Annotated in this window: 22 protein-coding genes; 14 read left to right on the top strand and 8 right to left on the bottom strand. The window is 70.2% G+C overall.

The genetic code is table 11. From position 1 onward, the window contains the following. The 3 genes from ASF28_RS02185 (at nucleotide 1) to ASF28_RS02175 (ending at nucleotide 2531) form a co-directional block, all read left to right on the top strand. Nucleotides 1–1209 carry a divergent polysaccharide deacetylase family protein gene (locus ASF28_RS02185; RefSeq protein ID WP_056087056.1) on the top strand — a complete coding sequence of 403 codons (1209 nt, stop codon included), beginning with the start codon at nucleotides 1–3 and terminating at the stop codon, nucleotides 1207–1209. A 66-nt stretch (nucleotides 1210–1275) separates the two neighbouring features. Then, nucleotides 1276–1833 carry an RNA pyrophosphohydrolase gene (locus ASF28_RS02180; RefSeq protein WP_157085276.1) on the top strand — a complete coding sequence of 186 codons (558 nt, stop codon included), beginning with the start codon at nucleotides 1276–1278 and terminating at the stop codon, nucleotides 1831–1833. Nucleotides 1834–1874: 41 nt separating this feature from the next. Continuing rightward, entirely contained in the window at nucleotides 1875–2531 is a 657-nt protein-coding gene (locus tag ASF28_RS02175) for a DUF2939 domain-containing protein (RefSeq protein ID WP_056087053.1), read from the top strand. Here ASF28_RS02175 and ASF28_RS02170 read toward each other — a convergent pair. The 3 genes from ASF28_RS02170 to ASF28_RS02160 all read right to left on the bottom strand — a co-directional run bounded on the left by ASF28_RS02170 (nucleotide 2528) and on the right by ASF28_RS02160 (nucleotide 4579). Then, nucleotides 2528–3607 (bottom strand): ROK family protein, encoded by a 1080-nt coding sequence (locus ASF28_RS02170; RefSeq protein WP_056087050.1) that lies wholly within the window; start codon nucleotides 3605–3607, stop codon nucleotides 2528–2530. The two genes, ASF28_RS02175 and ASF28_RS02170, sit on opposite strands and share 4 nt — an antisense overlap. Before the next feature lie 141 nt (nucleotides 3608–3748). Further along, nucleotides 3749–4111: a hypothetical protein gene (locus ASF28_RS02165; RefSeq protein ID WP_056087048.1), complete on the bottom strand. Its 363-nt coding sequence runs from the start codon at nucleotides 4109–4111 to the stop codon at nucleotides 3749–3751. Between the two features lie 24 nt (nucleotides 4112–4135). Next, nucleotides 4136–4579: a response regulator gene (locus ASF28_RS02160; RefSeq protein ID WP_056087046.1), complete on the bottom strand. Its 444-nt coding sequence runs from the start codon at nucleotides 4577–4579 to the stop codon at nucleotides 4136–4138. Between the two features lie 168 nt (nucleotides 4580–4747). Between ASF28_RS02160 and ASF28_RS02155 the strand changes: the two genes are divergently transcribed. The 10 genes from ASF28_RS02155 to ASF28_RS02110 all read left to right on the top strand — a co-directional run bounded on the left by ASF28_RS02155 (nucleotide 4748) and on the right by ASF28_RS02110 (nucleotide 12981). After that, nucleotides 4748–5416, top strand: a complete 669-nt coding sequence (locus tag ASF28_RS02155) for a YoaK family protein (protein WP_056087043.1) — start codon at nucleotides 4748–4750, stop codon at nucleotides 5414–5416. A gap of 52 nt (nucleotides 5417–5468) precedes the next feature. Next, nucleotides 5469–6476, top strand: a complete 1008-nt coding sequence (locus ASF28_RS02150) for a WD40 repeat domain-containing protein (protein ID WP_056087040.1) — start codon at nucleotides 5469–5471, stop codon at nucleotides 6474–6476. A gap of 4 nt (nucleotides 6477–6480) precedes the next feature. Beyond that, nucleotides 6481–6750 carry a hypothetical protein gene (locus ASF28_RS02145; RefSeq protein WP_056091065.1) on the top strand — a complete coding sequence of 90 codons (270 nt, stop codon included), beginning with the start codon at nucleotides 6481–6483 and terminating at the stop codon, nucleotides 6748–6750. A gap of 175 nt (nucleotides 6751–6925) precedes the next feature. Further along, the gene (rpmI, locus tag ASF28_RS02140; RefSeq protein ID WP_018044555.1) at nucleotides 6926–7129 is read left to right on the top strand and encodes a 50S ribosomal protein L35; all 204 of its coding nucleotides are present in this window, start codon (nucleotides 6926–6928) and stop codon (nucleotides 7127–7129) included. A 48-nt stretch (nucleotides 7130–7177) separates the two neighbouring features. After that, entirely contained in the window at nucleotides 7178–7552 is a 375-nt protein-coding gene (gene rplT / locus ASF28_RS02135; RefSeq protein WP_056087037.1) for a 50S ribosomal protein L20, read from the top strand. Between the two features lie 211 nt (nucleotides 7553–7763). Continuing rightward, complete coding sequence (gene pheS / locus ASF28_RS02130) at nucleotides 7764–8846, top strand: phenylalanine--tRNA ligase subunit alpha (RefSeq protein WP_056087034.1); 1083 nt, start codon at nucleotides 7764–7766, stop codon at nucleotides 8844–8846. Between the two features lie 30 nt (nucleotides 8847–8876). After that, nucleotides 8877–9188: a hypothetical protein gene (locus tag ASF28_RS02125; protein ID WP_056087031.1), complete on the top strand. Its 312-nt coding sequence runs from the start codon at nucleotides 8877–8879 to the stop codon at nucleotides 9186–9188. Beyond that, on the top strand, nucleotides 9188–9670 hold the full coding sequence (locus ASF28_RS02120) for a hypothetical protein (RefSeq protein WP_157085274.1): 483 nt from the start codon (nucleotides 9188–9190) through the stop codon (nucleotides 9668–9670). Before ASF28_RS02125 ends, ASF28_RS02120 begins: the two co-directional genes overlap by 1 nt. A gap of 24 nt (nucleotides 9671–9694) precedes the next feature. Further along, complete coding sequence (gene pheT, locus ASF28_RS02115; RefSeq protein WP_056087025.1) at nucleotides 9695–12118, top strand: phenylalanine--tRNA ligase subunit beta; 2424 nt, start codon at nucleotides 9695–9697, stop codon at nucleotides 12116–12118. Between the two features lie 26 nt (nucleotides 12119–12144). Further along, nucleotides 12145–12981 carry a DUF1186 domain-containing protein gene (locus ASF28_RS02110; RefSeq protein ID WP_056091063.1) on the top strand — a complete coding sequence of 279 codons (837 nt, stop codon included), beginning with the start codon at nucleotides 12145–12147 and terminating at the stop codon, nucleotides 12979–12981. A gap of 4 nt (nucleotides 12982–12985) precedes the next feature. Here ASF28_RS02110 and ASF28_RS02105 read toward each other — a convergent pair whose 3' ends face one another. After that, nucleotides 12986–13759, bottom strand: coding sequence for a HesA/MoeB/ThiF family protein (locus ASF28_RS02105; RefSeq protein ID WP_056087023.1), 774 nt, complete (start codon nucleotides 13757–13759; stop codon nucleotides 12986–12988). Nucleotides 13760–13866: 107 nt separating this feature from the next. Between ASF28_RS02105 and dapE the strand changes: the two genes are divergently transcribed. Further along, nucleotides 13867–15060 (top strand): succinyl-diaminopimelate desuccinylase, encoded by a 1194-nt coding sequence (gene dapE, locus ASF28_RS02100; RefSeq protein ID WP_056087020.1) that lies wholly within the window; start codon nucleotides 13867–13869, stop codon nucleotides 15058–15060. On the opposite strand, the gene truA is transcribed toward dapE, so the two are convergent. The 4 genes from truA to recR form a co-directional block, all read right to left on the bottom strand. Then, nucleotides 15024–15824, bottom strand: coding sequence for a tRNA pseudouridine(38-40) synthase TruA (truA, locus tag ASF28_RS02095; RefSeq protein WP_056087017.1), 801 nt, complete (start codon nucleotides 15822–15824; stop codon nucleotides 15024–15026). The two genes, dapE and truA, sit on opposite strands and share 37 nt — an antisense overlap. Beyond that, nucleotides 15824–16756 carry a methionyl-tRNA formyltransferase gene (gene fmt, locus ASF28_RS02090; RefSeq protein WP_056087013.1) on the bottom strand — a complete coding sequence of 311 codons (933 nt, stop codon included), beginning with the start codon at nucleotides 16754–16756 and terminating at the stop codon, nucleotides 15824–15826. The genes truA and fmt overlap by 1 nt, the downstream gene beginning before the upstream one ends. Nucleotides 16757–16778: 22 nt before the next feature. Continuing rightward, entirely contained in the window at nucleotides 16779–17294 is a 516-nt protein-coding gene (locus ASF28_RS02085) for a peptide deformylase (protein ID WP_056087010.1), read from the bottom strand. 99 nt (nucleotides 17295–17393) lie between these two features. After that, complete coding sequence (gene recR / locus ASF28_RS02080) at nucleotides 17394–17999, bottom strand: recombination mediator RecR (RefSeq protein ID WP_056087008.1); 606 nt, start codon at nucleotides 17997–17999, stop codon at nucleotides 17394–17396. Nucleotides 18000–18096 lie beyond the last annotated feature (97 nt).

Below are 18096 nucleotides of genomic sequence, written 5' to 3'. Positions count from 1 at the left end.
CTGAGCTTGGCCTCCGACGACATCCTGACCCGGCCGCTCGGTGCGAAGCCCACTTCCGGTGAGCGGGTTCGAGCGCTGGCCGCCCTGCGTCCGACACCCAGGATGACGGTGGGTCTGCTGGTCCTCGGCGTCGTCGCAGGCGTCAGCATCCTCGTCGCCACCGGCGATCCGCAGGGGGGCGAGCCCGTGGCCATCGCCACCATCGCCTTGCGGGAACCGTCGCCCGCGCCGGTGGCCGCGATCCCGGCACCCGAAAAACCCGTCGCGGCCCAGCGTTCGGCCGATGCGGTCGAGACCGCGTCCGGCGTCACCGTCGTGCGGGCTGGCGGCGGCAACGCACCGAGCGAGGCGGTGGTGATCCGTGTCCCCGATGCCGCGCCCGTGAAGCTGGCCTCCGCCCCCGATCCCCGCCTGGTCGAGCGCGGGCGCCATGGCGCCATCCCCCGCCTCGGCGAGGGCCGGGTCCGCGCCCTCGACATCTATGCCCGGCCCGATCCCGGTCTCACCGGCCCACGCATCGCCATCCTGGTCTCGGGCCTCGGCATCGGCCAATCCGCCACCGCCAGCGCCATCACCCGGCTGCCGCCCGAGGTCAGCCTCGCCTTCGCCCCCTATGGCGGCGACCTCGAGCGCACCGTCGCCCGCGCCCGCGAGGCCGGGCACGAGGCCCTGCTCCAGGCGCCCATGGAGCCGTTCGACTATCCCGACAGCGATCCGGGACCGCAAACCCTGCTCACCACCGCCCGGACCCCGGAGAACATCGACCGCCTCGCCTGGGCCATGAGCCGGTTTTCGGGGTTCATCGGCATCGTCAACTACATGGGTGCCAAGCTGACCAGCGATGCCGCCGCCTTCGAGCCGGTCCTGCGCGAGGTCGCCGCGCGGGGTCTCGGCTACGTCGACGACGGCACCTCGCCGCGCTCCCTCGCCGCCCCCCTCGGCGCCAAGGCTCGGGTACCCACGGCCCGGGCCGAGATCGTCCTCGACGCACTGCCCCGGCCCGAGGCCATCGACCGCGAACTCGCCCGGGCCGAGGCGCAGGCGCGCGCCAAGGGGTTCGTCCTCGTCTCGGCCACCGCCCTGCCGATGACCATCGACCGGATCGCGCGCTGGTCGCGGGATCTCGAAGCAAGGGGAATCCGCCTCGTGCCCGTGAGCGTCGCCCTGCGCGGACCGGCCGGCACCCGCCTCACCAGCGCCACGCCCTGAAGAGCACCGGACGAATCGTCACGCGGTACCGCCATCGTGCGTTGCGGCACGGGGACGGCCTGCCCTATGGTCGCGCCGATGACAGCCTCTTCGAACGACACCGGCCTCGACCTGCCGTACCGCGCCTGCGTCGGCATCACGTTGATCGCCCGCACCGGCCTCGTGTTCATCGGGCGGCGCCGCGCCGATGCCGGCCCGGAGCATGTCGCCGATGGGCGGGCCTGGCAGATGCCGCAGGGTGGAATCGATCCCGGCGAGGCGCCGCAGGACGCGGCCCTGCGCGAACTCTACGAGGAAACCAACGTCACGCCCGGCTCCGTCCGGCTGCTCGCCGAAGCTCCCGACTGGCTCACCTACGATCTTCCGCCCGACGTGATGAAGCAGGCCTGGAAGGGCCGCTACCGCGGGCAGACCCAGAAGTGGTTCGCGTTCGGCTTCCTCGGCGACGACAGCGAGATCGATGTGGCCGCGCCCGGCGGGGGTGCCCACCCCTCCGAGTTCGACGCCTGGCGCTGGGAGCCCATGGGCGGACTGCCGGACCTCATCGTGCCGTTCAAGCGGCCGGTCTACGAAGGCGTCGTCGCGGCGTTCGGCGGCCTGACCGACTGGTGTGTCCCGGCGTGAGCCCCGCCACTCCTCCGGCTCGCGCCTAAGGTCGCCCGCCCATGCGCTGGTGGTCGATTCCCGTCGTGCTGGCGCTCGCCTGGTTCGTGTTCACCCTGACGCCGTTCTGGGCGCTCTACGACCTCGCCCGCGCGGTGCAGGCGCACGATGCGGCCTATGTCGAACGCCACGTCAATTTCCGCACCCTGCGGCTCTCGGTGATCCGGCAGGTGGCCGCCGCCGCCCAGGCACGCGGCGACACGGACGGCACAGAACCGCGCGAGCGCCAGCGTGTCACCGACGCCCTCGTGGCCCTGGCGATCCCCATTGCCGAATCTCTGGTGACGCCCCGGACGGTGGTCGACCTGCTCGACGACGGCTGGCCGCAATCCATCGACCTCGGACCGCCCGAGGCCGGCTCGGGCGAAGCGTCCCCCGTCACCCCGTCCGATGTCGCACCCTCGGGACGCCGCGAGTCCGGGAAGCCCGGACTGCACGTCGAGAATCTGCATCGGCTCGTGCCGTTCTATCTCTCCTCCCAGATGCGCGGCTTTCGCACGGTGGTGATTCCGGTGCCGCCCGAAGCGACGCGGGCTCGACAGTTCCGCCTGCGCCTGCGCCTGCGCGGATGGACGTGGCGGCTCGTCGACATCGAACTGCCCGAGGACCTGCGGGGGCGGATCGCTCAGAAGCTCGCCCGGGCGGGCCGCGGCCGCTAGGCGCCGACTTCGTCCGCGCTCCGGTTGGTGAAGCGGGCGTTGCCGAGCCCGGTACCGATGGTCAGGATGCCCCAGCGGGCCAGGTCGGTCCGGTGAGGTACCTCGCTCAGGCCCTGCACGACGGCGTCGTTGTGCATCACCACCATGGTGGCGTGTCCGCCGACCCGGGGGATCGCCGCGACGAGGCGCTCGGCGAGGTTGAAATGGTCGGCTTCCCAGTTGCCGGGGAGGTTCTGGCCGCCGCGGTCGATGGTCCCGTCGGCCGCGATCACGCCCGGGCAGCCGATGCCGATGAAGGGCGCCAGGGCGAGATTGGCCCGCTCGGCCCGGCGGATCAGGTCCGTCAGCATGGCGATGAGCCGGTCCACGGCCGCGTCGCGGCTGGGGGCCGGGTCCTCGTCGCAATGACGCCAGATCTCCGAGCGCCAGACGGCGCTGCGCGACAGGTCGGGCGCCTTGCGCAGGTTCGTCACCACCACGCCCGCACGGATATTGCTGCCGCCGATATCGACGGCGAGGAGGCTGTCGTAGCCCGAAAAGATCCAGGCCGGCGCGAGGTGAACCGAGCCGATGAGGCCGGCTTCGTCGGGATGGTGACGGATCGGCTCCAGGGTCAGGTCGAGACCGCCCGCCCGCAGGATCACGCCCGCCCGGGCGATGGCGAGGTGGCCGACGCGGCTGTCGCTGAAGCCGCCGCCCACTACGAGGCCTTCCGTGTCGCGCCATCCCTTCTGGCGCAGGAAGCGACGGACCACGCCGGCGAGTTCCTGGGCGAAATCTTCGATGGCGCTGAAGACCAGGCCGGAGGTCAGGGGATCGGTCCCCTCGAGGGCCCGGTCGAGGGCCTTCTTGCTGAGCTCGGCGCTCGGCTTGTCGCCGAACGGATCGGGCCCGACCTTGCGCAGGGTCTCCCGCCATCTCTCCAGGATCTCGCGAAACGCCTTCTTCGAGACCTTGTCACCGACGAACCCGTCGTCGGCTTTCAATTCGCTGTTGTAGTCGTCGACGATCACGGAGGGGAGCCGGTTGGCGGCATGCGCGATGCCCGCCTCGCGGGTGAGGATGTCCGTGGCCATACGATGCGCTGTCCTTGGGATTGTGCGGTCGCCCGTCAACGCGCCATCCGACGGATCGGACCACGGTGCGAGGAACGTGCGTGGCGCGGTCGTCGCGCCCCGGCCGCCGCACGGGACGCGACGGCCGGTGGGCGTCGGTGATCAGTTCGCCTTCGGCGCGGCGGCCTCGGCCGGGGGCGCCTTCGGCTCGCGGGTCTCGAGGACCTCCTCGGCCTTGTCCTCGTCGGTGTCGCCGCCGCGCTCGATGGTCTTTGCCGGATTGGCGGCCAGCGTCTTGACGATCTCGACGAGGCGCTCGCACTCGGAGCCGAACTGGTAGGTCTCCAGGACGATGGCCGCGTCGCGCAGGGTGCGCAGGTCGCGCACGGTCTGCTTGTTGGCGGCCTCGCGCAGCTGACTCTTGGCGGCGATGGCCTCCTCGAGCTTGGCCGCCTTCACGTCGCACGCGGAAGCGGCGCCCGTGCAGACGGTCAGGAGGGCGAGGGCGGCGAGGAGGTTGCGCATGGGGCGGGGTCCGGGGGCTGGCGCTCAGGCGTGGTGGTCGGGCGAGCGCAGGATGTCGTTGGCCAGGGCCACGAGGGCGCTGAGGCGATAGGGCTTGGGCACGAACACCGAGTCCGTCACGGCATCGCCATGGGCGAGGTGGCCGCGTCCGCCCGAGGTATAGACCACGGGCAGGTCGGGGCGAACCCGCCGCGCGCGGTGGGCCAGGGCGATGCCGTTCGTGTTGCGGGCCAGATCGATATCGGTGAAGAGCAGATCGACATGCTCACGGGCCAGGATGCCCTCCGCTTCGTCCGCGTCGGAGGCGGTGAGAACGCGATAGCCTTCCTCCAGGAGCGCCTCGGCGGCAAGTTCGCAGACCATGATCTCGTCCTCGACGACGAGCACGGTCTCGGCGATGCCGCAGGAGCCGAAGGTGGGCAGGGTGAAGGCGGGCAAGGCAAGGGCGGCGCAGGCGAACGGGATCATGACGCAACTCCTACTCACCCGGCGGGGGACGCGCGGTCCCGTGCCGGATCACCCAACCAACGGACCGCGGCGGCGCGATGTTCGAGTGCGTTCACTCCAATTGCGCGGACTTGGTATTCAAAGCTTTAACCTTGCCGGCCCGGTGGTGAACGCGAAGGGACGGTACCCGTGACGCGGCCCTGGCACCTCGGCTTCGGCCTGATCCTCACGGCGCTCGCCGGATACGTCGATGCCCTCGGCTTCATCCGGCTCGGCGGCCTCTACACTTCGTTCATGAGCGGCAATACCACCCAGTTCGCCGTGGCCCTCGGGCACGGCCAGCCCCACCTCGCCCTGTTGCCGGCCCTGCTCATCCTCGCCTTCCTCCTCGGGGGAATCTGCGGCGGCGCCCTATCGGCCCTGACCCCTGCGCGCTGGAGCACGCCGGTGATACTCGGCTTCGAGGCGGCCATCATCGCCGCCGCCTTCGAGGCCGGTGTGGCCGCGCCGGATTCGGGGCTCGCGTCCCTCATGCTGGCGCTCGCCATGGGCGCGCAGAATGCCGTCCTGTCCCACGTCCAGGGCTTTCGCGCCGGGACCACCTTCGTCACCGGCGCACTGTTCAGCTTCGGCCAGAAGCTCGCTTTGGCCCTCGCCCGGCGCGGGGCCCGCTACGCCTGGGTCGGAGACGGGGTTGTGTGGTTCGCCCTCCTCGTCGGGTCCCTCGCCGGAACGGTCGCCTACGGGCGCCTGGCGTTGTATGCCCTGGCCATTCCCGCCGGCATCGCCGGTATCCTGGCGCTCGTCGCCACGATCCTGACGGCGCGGCGCGCGTTCTTCGGCGCGCCCGCCCTGTGAGGCCCGTGGCCCCCGCGCCCATCGAAACCGTGTGACGAGAGATTCCCGCCGGATGGCCGAGACCGCCCCCTCCCTCCTCGATCACGTCACCCCCATCGCGGCCGGGGCCCACGTCACCGCCGCCGTGTGGCTGAAGGACACCCTGGCCCTGGCGCTCGGCGACGGCGCCGTTCTCCTCGCCGGCCGGGGCGAGGTCCGCCGGATCGAATCACACCCGGACGGCGCCATCCTGGTCGCCGCCGGCGATGGACGCCGGATCGTCACCGGGGGAGACGACGGCCGCGTGGTGGCGACTTCGCCCGACGGGGATGCCGTCGAGGTGGCCGTCGCCAAAGGCGGGGCCTGGATCGATGCGCTCGCCCTCCATCCCGACGGCGCCATCGCGTACGGCGCCGGCCGCAACGTCGTGGCCCGCGACGCCAAGGGCCGCGAGAAGGTGTTCGCCGCGCCGTCCACGGCCCGCGGCCTCGCCTTCGCCCCGAAGGGGTATCGCCTCGCCGTCTCGCACTACAACGGCGCCACCCTGTGGTACCCGAACCTCGAAACCGCGCCCGACTTCGTCGAGTGGAAGGGCTCGCATATCGACGTGACCTGGTCGCCGGACGGCCGCTTCGTCGTCACGACGATGCAGGAGAACGCCCTGCACGGCTGGCGCCTCCAGCCCGACCGGGGCCACATGCGGATGTCGGGCTATCCCGGCAAGGTCCGCTCCGTGGCGTGGTCCGGCGACGGCGACTGGCTCGCCACGGGGGGGGCGGAAGCCGCCATCATCTGGCCGTTCGATTCCAAGGAAGGCCCCACCGGCAAGGCCCCGCGCGAATGCGGCGTGCGCCCGGCCCGGGTCTCGCGGGTGGCGTTCCACCCCAAGGCCCTCGTGCTCGCCATCGGCTACGAGGACGGCTGCATCCTGCTCGTGCGCTTCGCCGACGGATCCGAACTCCTGGTGCGCCCGGCGGTGAAGGGCAGCGGCGTCACGGCGCTCGCCTGGGACGCGCGCGGCGCCCGCCTCGGCTTCGGCTGCGCCGATGGCGCCGCCGGCCTCCTCACCCTTCCGGGCTGACGGGGTGGCCCTGTTGGGATTCTGGCGCCGGCCGCTGCCGGCCGACGGGGCGGTGCGGGAGGCCATCCTCGCCTGGGCGCGCGCGGCCGCCGGCCTCGGCGCGGACGGCGTGGTCAAGGTCAACGAGATCGTCTGCGCCGATCCGGCCTGTCCCGGCATGGAGACGATTCTTTTGCTCATGCCCCCCGGGCGGCCGACCCGGGCCGTGAAGATCACCAGACCCATGGCGGAGGTGACGGAAGGCGACGTGGTCCGGGCCCTCGCGCGGGATTGACGATCCCGTGCAGGATTGAAACCGCGTCGCTTTTCTGTCATACGCCGCCTCGCGTTGAACCGCCCGGCCGATCGGGCTGCCGTGGCGGTTCGTGCTGCTCCATCAGAAGCATCAACCGAGCGCATCACCTTCGATCCCACCCGGATCGGGGTGCGTGCGCGTTCAGGAGAGCCAAATGCCCAAGCTGAAAACCAAGTCGGGCGCGAAGAAGCGCTTCAAGATCACCGGCACCGGTAAGGTCATGTACGCCCAGGCCGGCAAGCGCCACGGGATGATCAAGCGGACGACGAAGCAGATCCGCAACCTGCGCGGCACCACCACCCTGTTCGAGGGCGATGCCGCCAACGTGAAGAAGTATTTTTTGCCGAACAGCCGGTAAGCCTTCTTTCACCCGCCGAACTGCTTTTTCTGATCCAGGAGACTCCATATGGCCCGCGTCAAGCGCGGCGTGACCAGTCACGCGAAGCACAAGAAAGTCCTCAAGGCCGCCCGTGGTTATTACGGTCGCCGCAAGAATACGATCCGGATCGCCAAGCAGGCGGTCGAGAAGGGCATGCAGTATGCCTACCGCGATCGTAAGAATAAGAAGCGCACGTTCCGTGCCCTCTGGATCCAGCGCCTCAACGCCGCCGTCCGCGAGCATGGCCTGACCTATTCGCGCTTCATCAACGCGCTCTCCAAGTCCGGCATCGAGGTCGACCGCAAGGCCCTGTCCGAACTCGCCATCCACGAGCCGGCGACCTTCGCCGCCGTGGTCGAGAAGGCCAAGGCCTCCCTGCAGGACGTCGCCAAGGCAGCCTAAGCCAGCCGTTCGGCCCCCGGGTCGGAATCTTACGGACAAGGCGCGGCCCCGCATGGGCGCCGCGCCTTTCTGTTTTTCCAGTCGTTTTCCTGACATGGGCCCGGTCTTTTCCGAGGGGCGACGGCTTGCCAAGGCGGCCTCGACCCGCAAAACCCCCGCCCATGACCGCCTGACCCCCACGGGGCCGCGCCGCAGCCGGTGAGTTGAACCGATGACCGATCTCGACACCCTCGAAGGCGATCTTCTCGCAGAAGTCGCGGCCGCGTCCGACGAAGCTTCCCTCGACGCCGTGCGCGTGGCGGCGCTCGGCAAGAAGGGTTCGGTCTCCGAACTGCTCAAGACCCTGGGCGCCATGACGCCCGACGAGCGCAAGGCGCGCGGTCCCCTCATCAACGGCCTCCGCGATCGGGTGCAGGGCGCGCTGTCCACCCGCCGCGAAGCCCTCGCCGAGGCGGCCCTCACCGCACGCCTGTCCGCCGAGCGCATCGACGTGACCCTGCCCGTGCGCGAGGCGCCGGAGGCGCGCGGGCGCATCCACCCCATCAGCCAAGTCATGGACGAGATCGCGGCGATCTTCGCCGATATGGGCTTTTCCGTCGCCGAAGGTCCGGACATCGAGACCGACGACTACAACTTCACGGCCCTCAACTTTCCGCCCGGCCACCCGGCGCGCGAAATGCACGACACCTTCTTCCTGGCCCCCGACCGCAACGGCCAGCGCAAGGTGCTCCGGACCCACACCTCACCGGTGCAGATCCGCACCATGCGCGCCCAGCAGCCGCCGATCCGGGTGATCTGCCCGGGCCGGACCTACCGCCACGATTCCGACCAGACCCACACGCCGATGTTCCATCAGGTCGAAGGCCTCGTCATCGACAAGACGGCCAACATCGCCAACCTGAAGTGGGTGCTGGAGGAGTTCTGCCGGACCTTCTTCGAGGTCGAGGCCGTGAAGATGCGCTTCCGCCCGTCGTTCTTCCCCTTCACCGAACCCTCGGCGGAGGTGGACATCCAGTGCTCGCGAAAAGGCGGCGATATCCGCTTCGGCGAGGGCACCGACTGGCTCGAAATTCTCGGCTGCGGCATGGTCCACCCGAACGTCCTGCGGAATTGCGGCCTCGATCCCGACAGCGTCCAGGGCTTCGCCTTCGGCATGGGCATCGACCGCATCGCCATGCTCAAATACGGCATGCCTGACCTGCGCCCGTTCTTCGAGGCCGACGTGCGCTGGCTCGACCATTACGGCTTCCGGCCGCTGGATATCCCGAGTCTCGTCGCGGGACTGACGGGGTAACTCAATGGGGCGTGGAGCAGGGAGATCGCGATGCTGACCGACGCCGAAGTTCTGAAGCTTGCTGAGCCGATCTTCTCGAAGGTTCTCGGACCACTGGGCTTTTCACGCGCGTCCGTCCTGTCCGGCTTTGATCAGGATGGCGACAAAGCGTTCTTCATCGACGCATATTTCGAGCCGGGCTCGAACATCGTCAACGGCAAGGCCCTCGTCGAAGCGCGTGGTCAGTTGCACGATGCTTTGACAGCACTCGGCGAAGAGCGCTTCCCGTACGTCTCCTACCGGCTTCCAGGCGAACCGGAGCCGTTGTCCGACGATGTCGACGAATTGGCGCCGCCACACTGATGAGGCAGATCAAACATCGGATCGTTCGAGAGCTGATCCAATCCGCTCACGCCCGTTTGGAAAGCGGCCCCACCCGGCCGAACCAGACCGCCCTCCGGCGCTCTGTGAGCGATTCGTATTACGCTGTGTTCCACGCTGTCTGCTACCTCACGGCCGACGGCCTCGTGGGGTGGAACACGCCGTGGGAGAGCTTCGAGCCGATCTATCGCTCTCTCGAGCATCAGGACGCCAAGAAGCGTTTCGCCACGCCCGAGGTCGCAAGCCTCGGCCCGGAAGTCCGACGCATCGGTGAGATCCTGCGCGACTTGATCAAGGAGCGCCATACCGCCGACTACGACCCGCGACCTTTCGCAACCAACAAGGCGGAGACCCTGGCGCGCATCGCGCAGGCAGAGGAAGCCATCGATCTCATCGAGACACTGCCCAAGGCGACCTATCGGAAGCTGGCCGTTCTGCTCATCGCAAAACCGCGCCGTTCCTGACCCCATCGACGGATACCCAGGCCCATGAAATTCACCCTCTCCTGGCTCAAGGATCACCTCGACGCCGAGGCCTCCCTCGACACCATCTCCGAGACGCTGACGCGCATCGGCCTCGAGGTCGAGGGCATCGAGGACAAGGCGGCGAGCCTGAAGCCCTACGTGGTCGCCCACGTGCTCACGGCCGAGCAGCACCCGAACGCCGATCGCCTGCGCGTCTGCTCCGTCGATGCCGGCGACGGACAGCCCGTACAGGTGGTCTGCGGGGCGCCGAACGCCCGAGCCGGCATGAAGACGGTGTTCGCCCCGCCCGGCACCTACGTGCCCGGCAAGGCCATCACCCTGTCGGTCGGTACCATTCGCGGCGTCGAGAGCCGGGGCATGCTGTGCTCGGGGGGCGAACTCGGCCTCGGCGACGATCACGACGGCATCCTCGATCTGCCGGAGGACGCGCCGACGGGCCAGCCTTACGCCGTCTATGCCGGCCTCGACGATCCGATCGTCGAGATCAACCTGACGCCCAACCGGGCCGACTGCACCTCGATCCACGGCATCGCCCGCGATCTGGCCGCCACCGGCCTCGGTGGCCTCAAGCACAAGGCCCAGCCGCCCGTGCGCGGGGAGGGGGCCTGTCCGGTGACCGTCACCCTCGACTTCGAGCCGGCCGATCGCGGCCTGTGCCCATACTTCACCCTGCGCCGCGTCACCGGCGTCCGGAACGGTCCGTCGCCGGACTGGATGCAGGCGCGCCTGCGCGCCATCGGCCTGCGCCCGATCAACGCCCTCGTCGACATCACCAACTACCTGACCTTCGACCGGGGCCGGCCCCTGCACGTCTTCGACGCCGCCAAGGTGGTGGGCGGCCTCATCGTGCGCCGTGCCCGCGACGGCGAGGAACTCAAGGCGCTCGACGGCAAGACCTACGCCCTCACCGACGACACCGTCGTCATCGCCGACGGCAACGGCGTGGAATCCATCGGCGGCATCATCGGCGGCGAAGCCTCCGGCTGCGATGCCGGCACCGTAGACGTTCTCATCGAATCCGCCCTGTGGGACCCGGTGAACATCGCCCAGAGCGGGCGGCGCCTCGGGATCATCACCGATGCGCGCTACCGCTTCGAGCGCGGCGTCGATCCGGCCTTCACCCTGCCGGGCCTCGATCTCGCCACCCGCCTCGTCCTCGAGATCTGCGGCGGCACCCCGAGCCAGCCCGTCATCGTCGGTGAGCCGCCCGAGACCGAGCGGGTCATCGATTTCCCCTGGACAGAGACCCGGCGTCTGGCCGGTCTCGAACTGTCGCGGGCCGAGATGAAGGTGACCCTGGAGGCGTTGGGCTTTCACGTCGCCGGCAGCGGCGACCGGGTGAAGGTGCTCACCCCGTCCTGGCGCGCCGATGTCGAGGGCAAGGCCGACCTCGTCGAGGAGATCATCCGCATCGCCGGCCTCGATCGCATCGAGCCGAAGCCCCTCCCGCGCATCGAGGCCCAGGTCGGCAAGCCCGTGCTGACGGTGATCCAGAAGCGCACGCGCCTCGCCAAGCGGGCGCTGGCAGCGCGCGGCCTCGTCGAGGCGGTGACGTGGTCGTTCATTCCCCACGACGACGCGGTGCTGTTCGGCGGCGGCCGGGCGGATCTCGTTCTCGCCAATCCCATCGCGGCGGATCTGTCCGACATGCGCCCGAGCCTCGTGCCCGGCCTCCTGCGCGCCGCCCAGCGCAACGCCGACCGCGGTCTCGCCGATGTGGCCCTGTTCGAGGTCGGGCAGTGCTTCGAGAGCGACCAGCCCGAGGGCCAGGCCATCCGTGCCACGGCGATCCGGCGGGCCACCGCCGGCCATCTCGGCGGCGGACGTCATTGGGATGGTGCCGCCGCTCCGGTGGATGCGTTTGACGCCAAGGCCGACGCCCTGGCACTGCTCGCCGCCTTCGGCATCCCCACGGGCGGCCTGCAGGTGGTGGCCGGCGGTCCGGACTGGCTGCATCCCGGCCGCTCCGGCACCCTGCAGTTCGGGCCGAAGAATCCCGTCGGGTATTTCGGCGAGATCCACCCGCGCGTGATGAAGGCCCTGGACCTCAAGGGGCAGATCGTCGCCTTCGAGATCACCCTCGACGGCGTACCCCTGCCGAAGTACCGGCCGACGAAAGTGAAGCCGGCCCTGGCGCTCTCCGACTTCCAGCCCGTCTCGCGGGACTTCGCTTTCGTGGTGCCCCGCGACGTGGCGGCGGGCGAGGTGGTGAAGGCGGCGCAGGCGGCCGAGCGCAAGCTCATTGCCGGCATTGACGTGTTCGACATCTACGAGGGCGTCGGCATTCCGGAGGGCTCGAAGTCCGTGGCCATCGCCGTGCGCCTCCAGCCCGTCGAGCGTACCCTGACGGATGCGGAGATCGAGGCGGTGACGGCCAAGATCGTCGCCGAGGTCGGCCGCAAGACCGGCGCGACCCTGCGCGCCTGATCCTGGAACAACGGAGCCCCGCCATGATCGACCCCACCCTCGTCGAGGCCCTTTCGGCGGCCGAGTATCTCCCGGCCGCCGAACTTCGCAAGGCCGTCGCGGCGCCGGACTCCATCGCCGACGAGGTCCTGCGCGCGCTGGCCGGGCCCGTGGACGGCGCCGAAGTGTCGGAGGCCGACGCCAACCTGTTGTTCTACGGCCTGCACGTTCTCGCCGCCGCCCGCGACACCCGCGCGTTCGCCCCCCTGGTGCGCCTGCTGCATCAGGACGGCGATACCCTCGACGCCCTCCTGGGCGACGCGGTGACGATCACGCTCGCCCGCATCCTCGTCAGCGTCTTCGACGGGGACGCGGCCCCGCTCCACACGCTCCTCCTCGACAGCACCCTCGACGATTTCGTGCGGAACGAAGCCTTCGCGGCCCTGACCTTCCTGACCCAGACCGGTCGCGTCGACCGGCAGGCGACCCACGACCTCCTCGTGCGCTTCGACGACAAGCGGGTGGCCGTCGAGGGCGATATCGGCTGGGTCGGGTGGGAGGAGACCATCGCGCTGCTGGGGTTTCGCGATCTGGCGCCCCGCTCCGCGGCCGCGCGCAAGGACGGGCGCCTCACCGACGAGTTCAGCGACGCGCCGTGGTTCCGCACCACCCTGCGCCAAGCCGAGGCCAAACCCGACGACCTCGCCCGCTTCGATCCGCGCCGCTACGGCACCATCGACGATCCCGTCGCGGATCTCGCCTGGACGGCGGAGGATGCGGGCCAGCCCGTGCGCAATCCATTCAAGGATGTCGGGCGCAACGATCCGTGCCCGTGCGGCAGCGGCAAGAAGTTCAAGAAGTGCTGCCTCGATAAAGTGGCGTGACGACTCACGTTGTTCCGCTCAACGGGTTCGCATCGTCCCAGGCGTAGCCGAGGGTTTCGAACCGCATGGAGCGGGCGTCGACCATGAGCAGGCGCCCGACCAGGGGCTCGCCGAAATCCGTCACCGCGCGGATCACCTCCAGGGCCATGAGCGAGCCCATGATGCCGGCAAGTGCGCCCAGGACCCCGGCCTCGGCGCAGGCCGGCACGGAACCGGGCGGCGGCGGACTCGGGAACAGGCAGCGATAGGTCGGGTTCGGACGCCCGTCCGGCCCGGTCTCGTGCGCCCGGATGGTAGTGAGCGAGCCGTCGAACTGGCCCAGCGCCGCCGTCACCAGGGGGCGCCGGGCGTGGAAGCACGCGTCCGAAACGGCGTAGCGTGTGGCGAAATTGTCCGAGCCGTCGGCGACGAGGTCGTAGCGGGCGATGAGATCGCCGGCATTCTCCGCCGTCAACCGAAAGGGATGCGCCGCGAACGCGACGTGCGGGTTGAGCCGGGCGACGGCGTCGGCCGCGCTCTCGACCTTCGGCCGGCCGAGATCCGGCGTGCCGTGGATCACCTGCCGCTGGAGGTTCGACAGGGACACGGTGTCGTCGTCGACGACCCCGATCGTGCCGATGCCGGCGGCCGCCAGATACTGGATTAGGGGCGCGCCGAGCCCGCCGGCCCCGACTACGAGGATGCGCGCCGCTTTGAGGCGGGCCTGGCCCGGTCCGCCGACCTCGCGCAGGACGAGGTGGCGGGCGTAGCGTTCGACTTCATCGGATGACAGGGCCATGACCGGGAGATAAACCCCGCGACCCGCCACCGGAAGCCCCGTGATTTGCGCGCTCTGCGGACCGCGCCTATGGCCGTGGAGACCTGATCCCGCCGCGAGCTTGGCCCGTGCCCGATTCCCTCGACCGTTCACCGCTCGGCCTGGCCCAGGCCCTGATCCGCTGCCCGTCCGTGACGCCGGAGGAGGGCGGCGCCCTCGATTGGCTCGGCGGCGTGCTGGAGGCGGCCGGCTTCACGGTCCACCGGCCGCGCTTTTCCGAATCCGGGACGCCCGACATCGACAACCTCTACGCCCGCATCGGCACCGGGACCCCCTACCTGCTGTTTGCCGGCCACACCGACGTGGTGCCGACGGGGGAGGTCGCGGCCTGGCGCCACGGGCCATTCGCCGGGACGGTGGCCGACGGCATCCTCTACGGGCGCGGTGCCGTCGACATGAAGGGCGGCATCGCCTGCATGCTCGCCGCCGCCCTCGACTACCTCGACGCCGTCGGCCCCGCCTTTTCCGGCTCCCTCGGCTTCCTCATCACCGGCGACGAGGAGGGGCCGGCCATCAACGGCACGGTGAAGCTGTTGGACTGGGCGCGGGCACGCGGCGAGCGCTTCGACCATTGCCTGCTCGGCGAGCCGACCAACCCGGAACGCCTCGGCGACATGATCAAGATCGGCCGACGCGGGTCGCTCACGGGCAAGCTCACGGTCCATGGCCGACAGGGGCATGTCGCCTACCCCCACCGGGCCGAGAACCCGATTCCCGGGATGATGCGCCTCGCGGGCGCGCTGCTGGCCGCGCCGCTCGATGGCGGCACCCGGCACTTCGACGCCTCGAACCTCGAATTCACCACCCTCGACGTCGGCAACCCGGCCACCAACGTCATCCCGGCGGAGGCGCGGGCGACCTTCAACGTCCGCTTCAACGAGGGCTGGACGGCCGAGACGCTTGGCGCCGAAATCCGCGACCGTCTGGAGCGGGCCGCCGGCAACGCCGTGCGCTACAGCCTCGACCTGCAGCCCTCGAACTCCCCCGCCTTCCTCACGGAACCCGACGCCTTCACCGACCTCGTCTCCGCCGCCATCGAAACGGAGACCGGCCGGGTGCCGAAACTCTCGACCACGGGCGGCACCTCGGACGCCCGCTTCATCAAGGACGCCTGCCCGGTCATCGAATTCGGCCTCGTCGGCGAAACCATGCACCAGACCGACGAGTGTGTGGCCGTGGCCGACCTGAACCGGCTGACCGCGATCTACACGCGGGTGATCGCGGCTTACTTCGACTCGGCAACCCGAGGGCTGTCTCCGTAAGACTCTACTGCCCCCGGGTAATCCACTCCCACCAGCGTCAATCCACACGACGGCGCCAGTGGCCCGCAGCGGCTGCGGTCGCGGCTCGCCAGGATGTCGGCGACGTCGTCGGCCGTGATCTTGCCGGAGCCCGCCAGCACGAGGGTGCCGACCAATCCCCGGACTTGGTGGTGCAGGAACGAGCGTGCGGAGGCCGCCACCACGATTTCCTCGAAATGGCCCATGGGCTGCAGCGCGACGTCGAGCTGCTCCAGGGTGCGGATCGGGCTCTTCGCCTGGCACTCGGCGGCGCGGAAGGCGGTGAAGTCGTGGCAGCCCAGCAACGGGCGGGCGGCCGCCTGCATCAGGCCGACATCGAGGGGCCACGGCACCTGCCAGACCTGTCCGCGGGTCAGGGCCGCCGGGCTGCGCCGGTTGAGGATGCGGTAGCGGTAGTGCCGCCGGAAAGCGGAATGGCGGGCGTTGAACGCCGGCGCGACGATCTCGGCACTCAGGATCGAGACCGGGTGCGGGCGCAGGTGCGCGTTGACGGCGTCGCGCACCACGTCCGTGCGCCATGCCTTGGCGAGGTCGAGATGCGCGACCTGATGCGTGGCGTGGACCCCCGTATCGGTCCGGCCCGCGCAGGTGAGTCCGGCGGTCTCGCCGGAAAAGCGCGTCACCGCCGTCTCGATGGCACCTTGCACGGAGGGTTGGGCGGTCTGGCGCTGCCAGCCGCAGAAGGGGCTGCCGTCGTACTCGATGACGAGCTTGTAGCGCGGCATCAGGCGCTGAGGGATGCGCCGGGCGCCAAGCGCGCGCCCCGCAGGAACTCCGGCCCGTCGGCCGCACCGCCCTTGCCGGCGCGGCGCAGGGCCGTGAGGCGGACGGCGCCTGTCCCGCAGGCGAGGGTGCAGGCCCCGTCGAGGATGGTGCCGGGGGCGCCTGCGCCGTCCGTCGCGATGGCGCCCAGGACCTTCACGCGCTCGATGCCCTTGCCGAGATCGACTTCGAAGAAGGCGCCGGGGAAGGGCGCCAGCCCGTTGATGTGGTTGGCGACTTCGTCGGCCGGACGGGTCCAGTCGATCCGCGCCTCGGCGTTGGTGATCTTGTGCGCGTAGGCGACGCCCTCGCCGGCTTGCGGCGTGAACGTCAGGCCGCTGCGCTCCAGGTCGGCGAGGGCTCGCGCCATCAGGTCGGCGCCGAGGGGCATCAGGGCGTCGTGCAGGGCGCCGGCGCTCATGCCGGGCGCGATCGGCAGGCGCGCCTCCAGGGCCACCGGGCCGGTGTCGAGGCCGGCTTCCATCCGCATCACGCCGACACCGCTTTCCGCGTCGCCCGCCATCACGGCGCGCTGGATCGGAGCGGCGCCGCGCCAGCGCGGCAGCAGGGAGCCGTGCAGGTTGAGGCAGCCGTGGCGCGGCAGGTCGAGGATCGCCTGCGGCAGGAGCATCCCATAGGCCACCACCACCGCGACATCGGCCGCGTGCGACCGGAAGGCCGCGACGGCCTCCGGCGTCTTCAGGGTGGCGGGCGTCAGCACCGGCGCGCGGAGGCTCTCGGCCATCACCTGGACGGGTGAGGCCTTCAGGGCCATGCCGCGCCCGGCCTTCGCCGGCGCGCGGGTGTAGACGGCGACGATGGCATGGCCGTCGGCGTGGAGGCGCGCCAGCGTCGGCACGGCAAAATCCGGCGTGCCCATGAACACGACGCGCATCGAAGACTTCCTTGGGATGAGACTACGCGGCGTCGCGCTTGGCCGCCTTGGCGAACTTCTTCACCACCCTGTCGCGCTTCAGCTTCGACAGGTGGTCGATGAACAGCACGCCGTCGAGATGATCGATCTCGTGCTGGATGCAGGTGGCGAGCAGCCCGTCGGCCTCGATCTCCTGGGTCTTACCCTCGAGATCGCGAAACCGCACGCGAACCCGGTCGGGCCGCTCGACCTCGCCGTAATATTCCGGGATCGACAGGCAGCCCTCGTCGTAGACGCGCTTTTCGTCCGAGCCCCAGACGATCTCGGGGTCGAGGAAGATCTGCGGCCGGCGGTCGTCCTCGTCCTTCGAGGTGTCGATGGTGACGACGCGCTTCGCCACCCCGATCTGGATCGCCGCGAGGCCGACGCCGGGGGCGTCGTACATGGTCTCCAGCATGTCGGCCACGAGGCTGCGGACCGCGTCCGTCACGGGGCCGACGGGCTCGGAGACCTTGCGCAGGATCGGGTCGGGCAGGATGACGAGGGGACGAATGGTCATGGGATACGGACTTGGGCTGTCGGGCGCGGCGGCGCCCCGATCCATCGCAGATAAGGTTGCGCCGATGAGCGGTCAAATGACCGGTGCGGCCGACCGGTATCAGAACGGCGTGCGGCTGCGGATGGCGGCCGTGAGCGTGCCTTCGTCGAGATAGTCGAGTTCGCCGCCCACCGGCACGCCATGGGCGAGGCGGGTGATCTTCAACCCGAGGCTTTTCAGCGATTCGGTGACGTAATGCGCCGTGGTCTGGCCATCGACGGTGGCGTTGAGCGCCAGGATGATCTCGCGCATGGCCGGGTCGGCGGCCCGGGCCACGAGGCTGTCGAGGTTGAGGTGCTCGGGGCGCACGCCATCGAGCGCCGAGAGCACGCCGCCCAGCACGTGGTAGCGGGCGCTCACCGCGCCCGAGCGCTCCAGGGCCCAGAGGTCGGACACGTCCTCCACGACCACGAGGGTCGACGGATCGCGGCCCTCGTCGCGGCAGATGGTGCAGGGCTCGGCGGTATCGACGTTGCCGCAGGCGCTGCAAACGACGATGCGCTCGGAGGCCACCCGCATGGCGTCGGCCAGGGGGGCGAGCAGGGTCTCGCGCTTCTTGATCAGCTGCAGCGCCGCCCGGCGGGCCGAACGGGGGCCGAGGCCCGGCATGCGGGCGAGGAGCTGGATCAGGCGCTCGATCTCAGGACCGGCGACGGCTTGGGGCATGGACGGTCCGTCTGGGCTCGTGCGGCCGGCTCGAGGCCGCCGCGGGGTTCGTGCCGGATAGCGGGTGAAGCGTCCCCGGCGAAAGCGGGGATCACCG

This window comes from Methylobacterium sp. Leaf99 (assembly GCF_001422375.1).
Classification (GTDB): domain Bacteria; phylum Pseudomonadota; class Alphaproteobacteria; order Rhizobiales; family Beijerinckiaceae; genus Methylobacterium.
The sequence above is the reverse complement of the archived record's forward strand: the minus strand, read 5'-3'. Positions and strand labels throughout refer to the sequence as shown.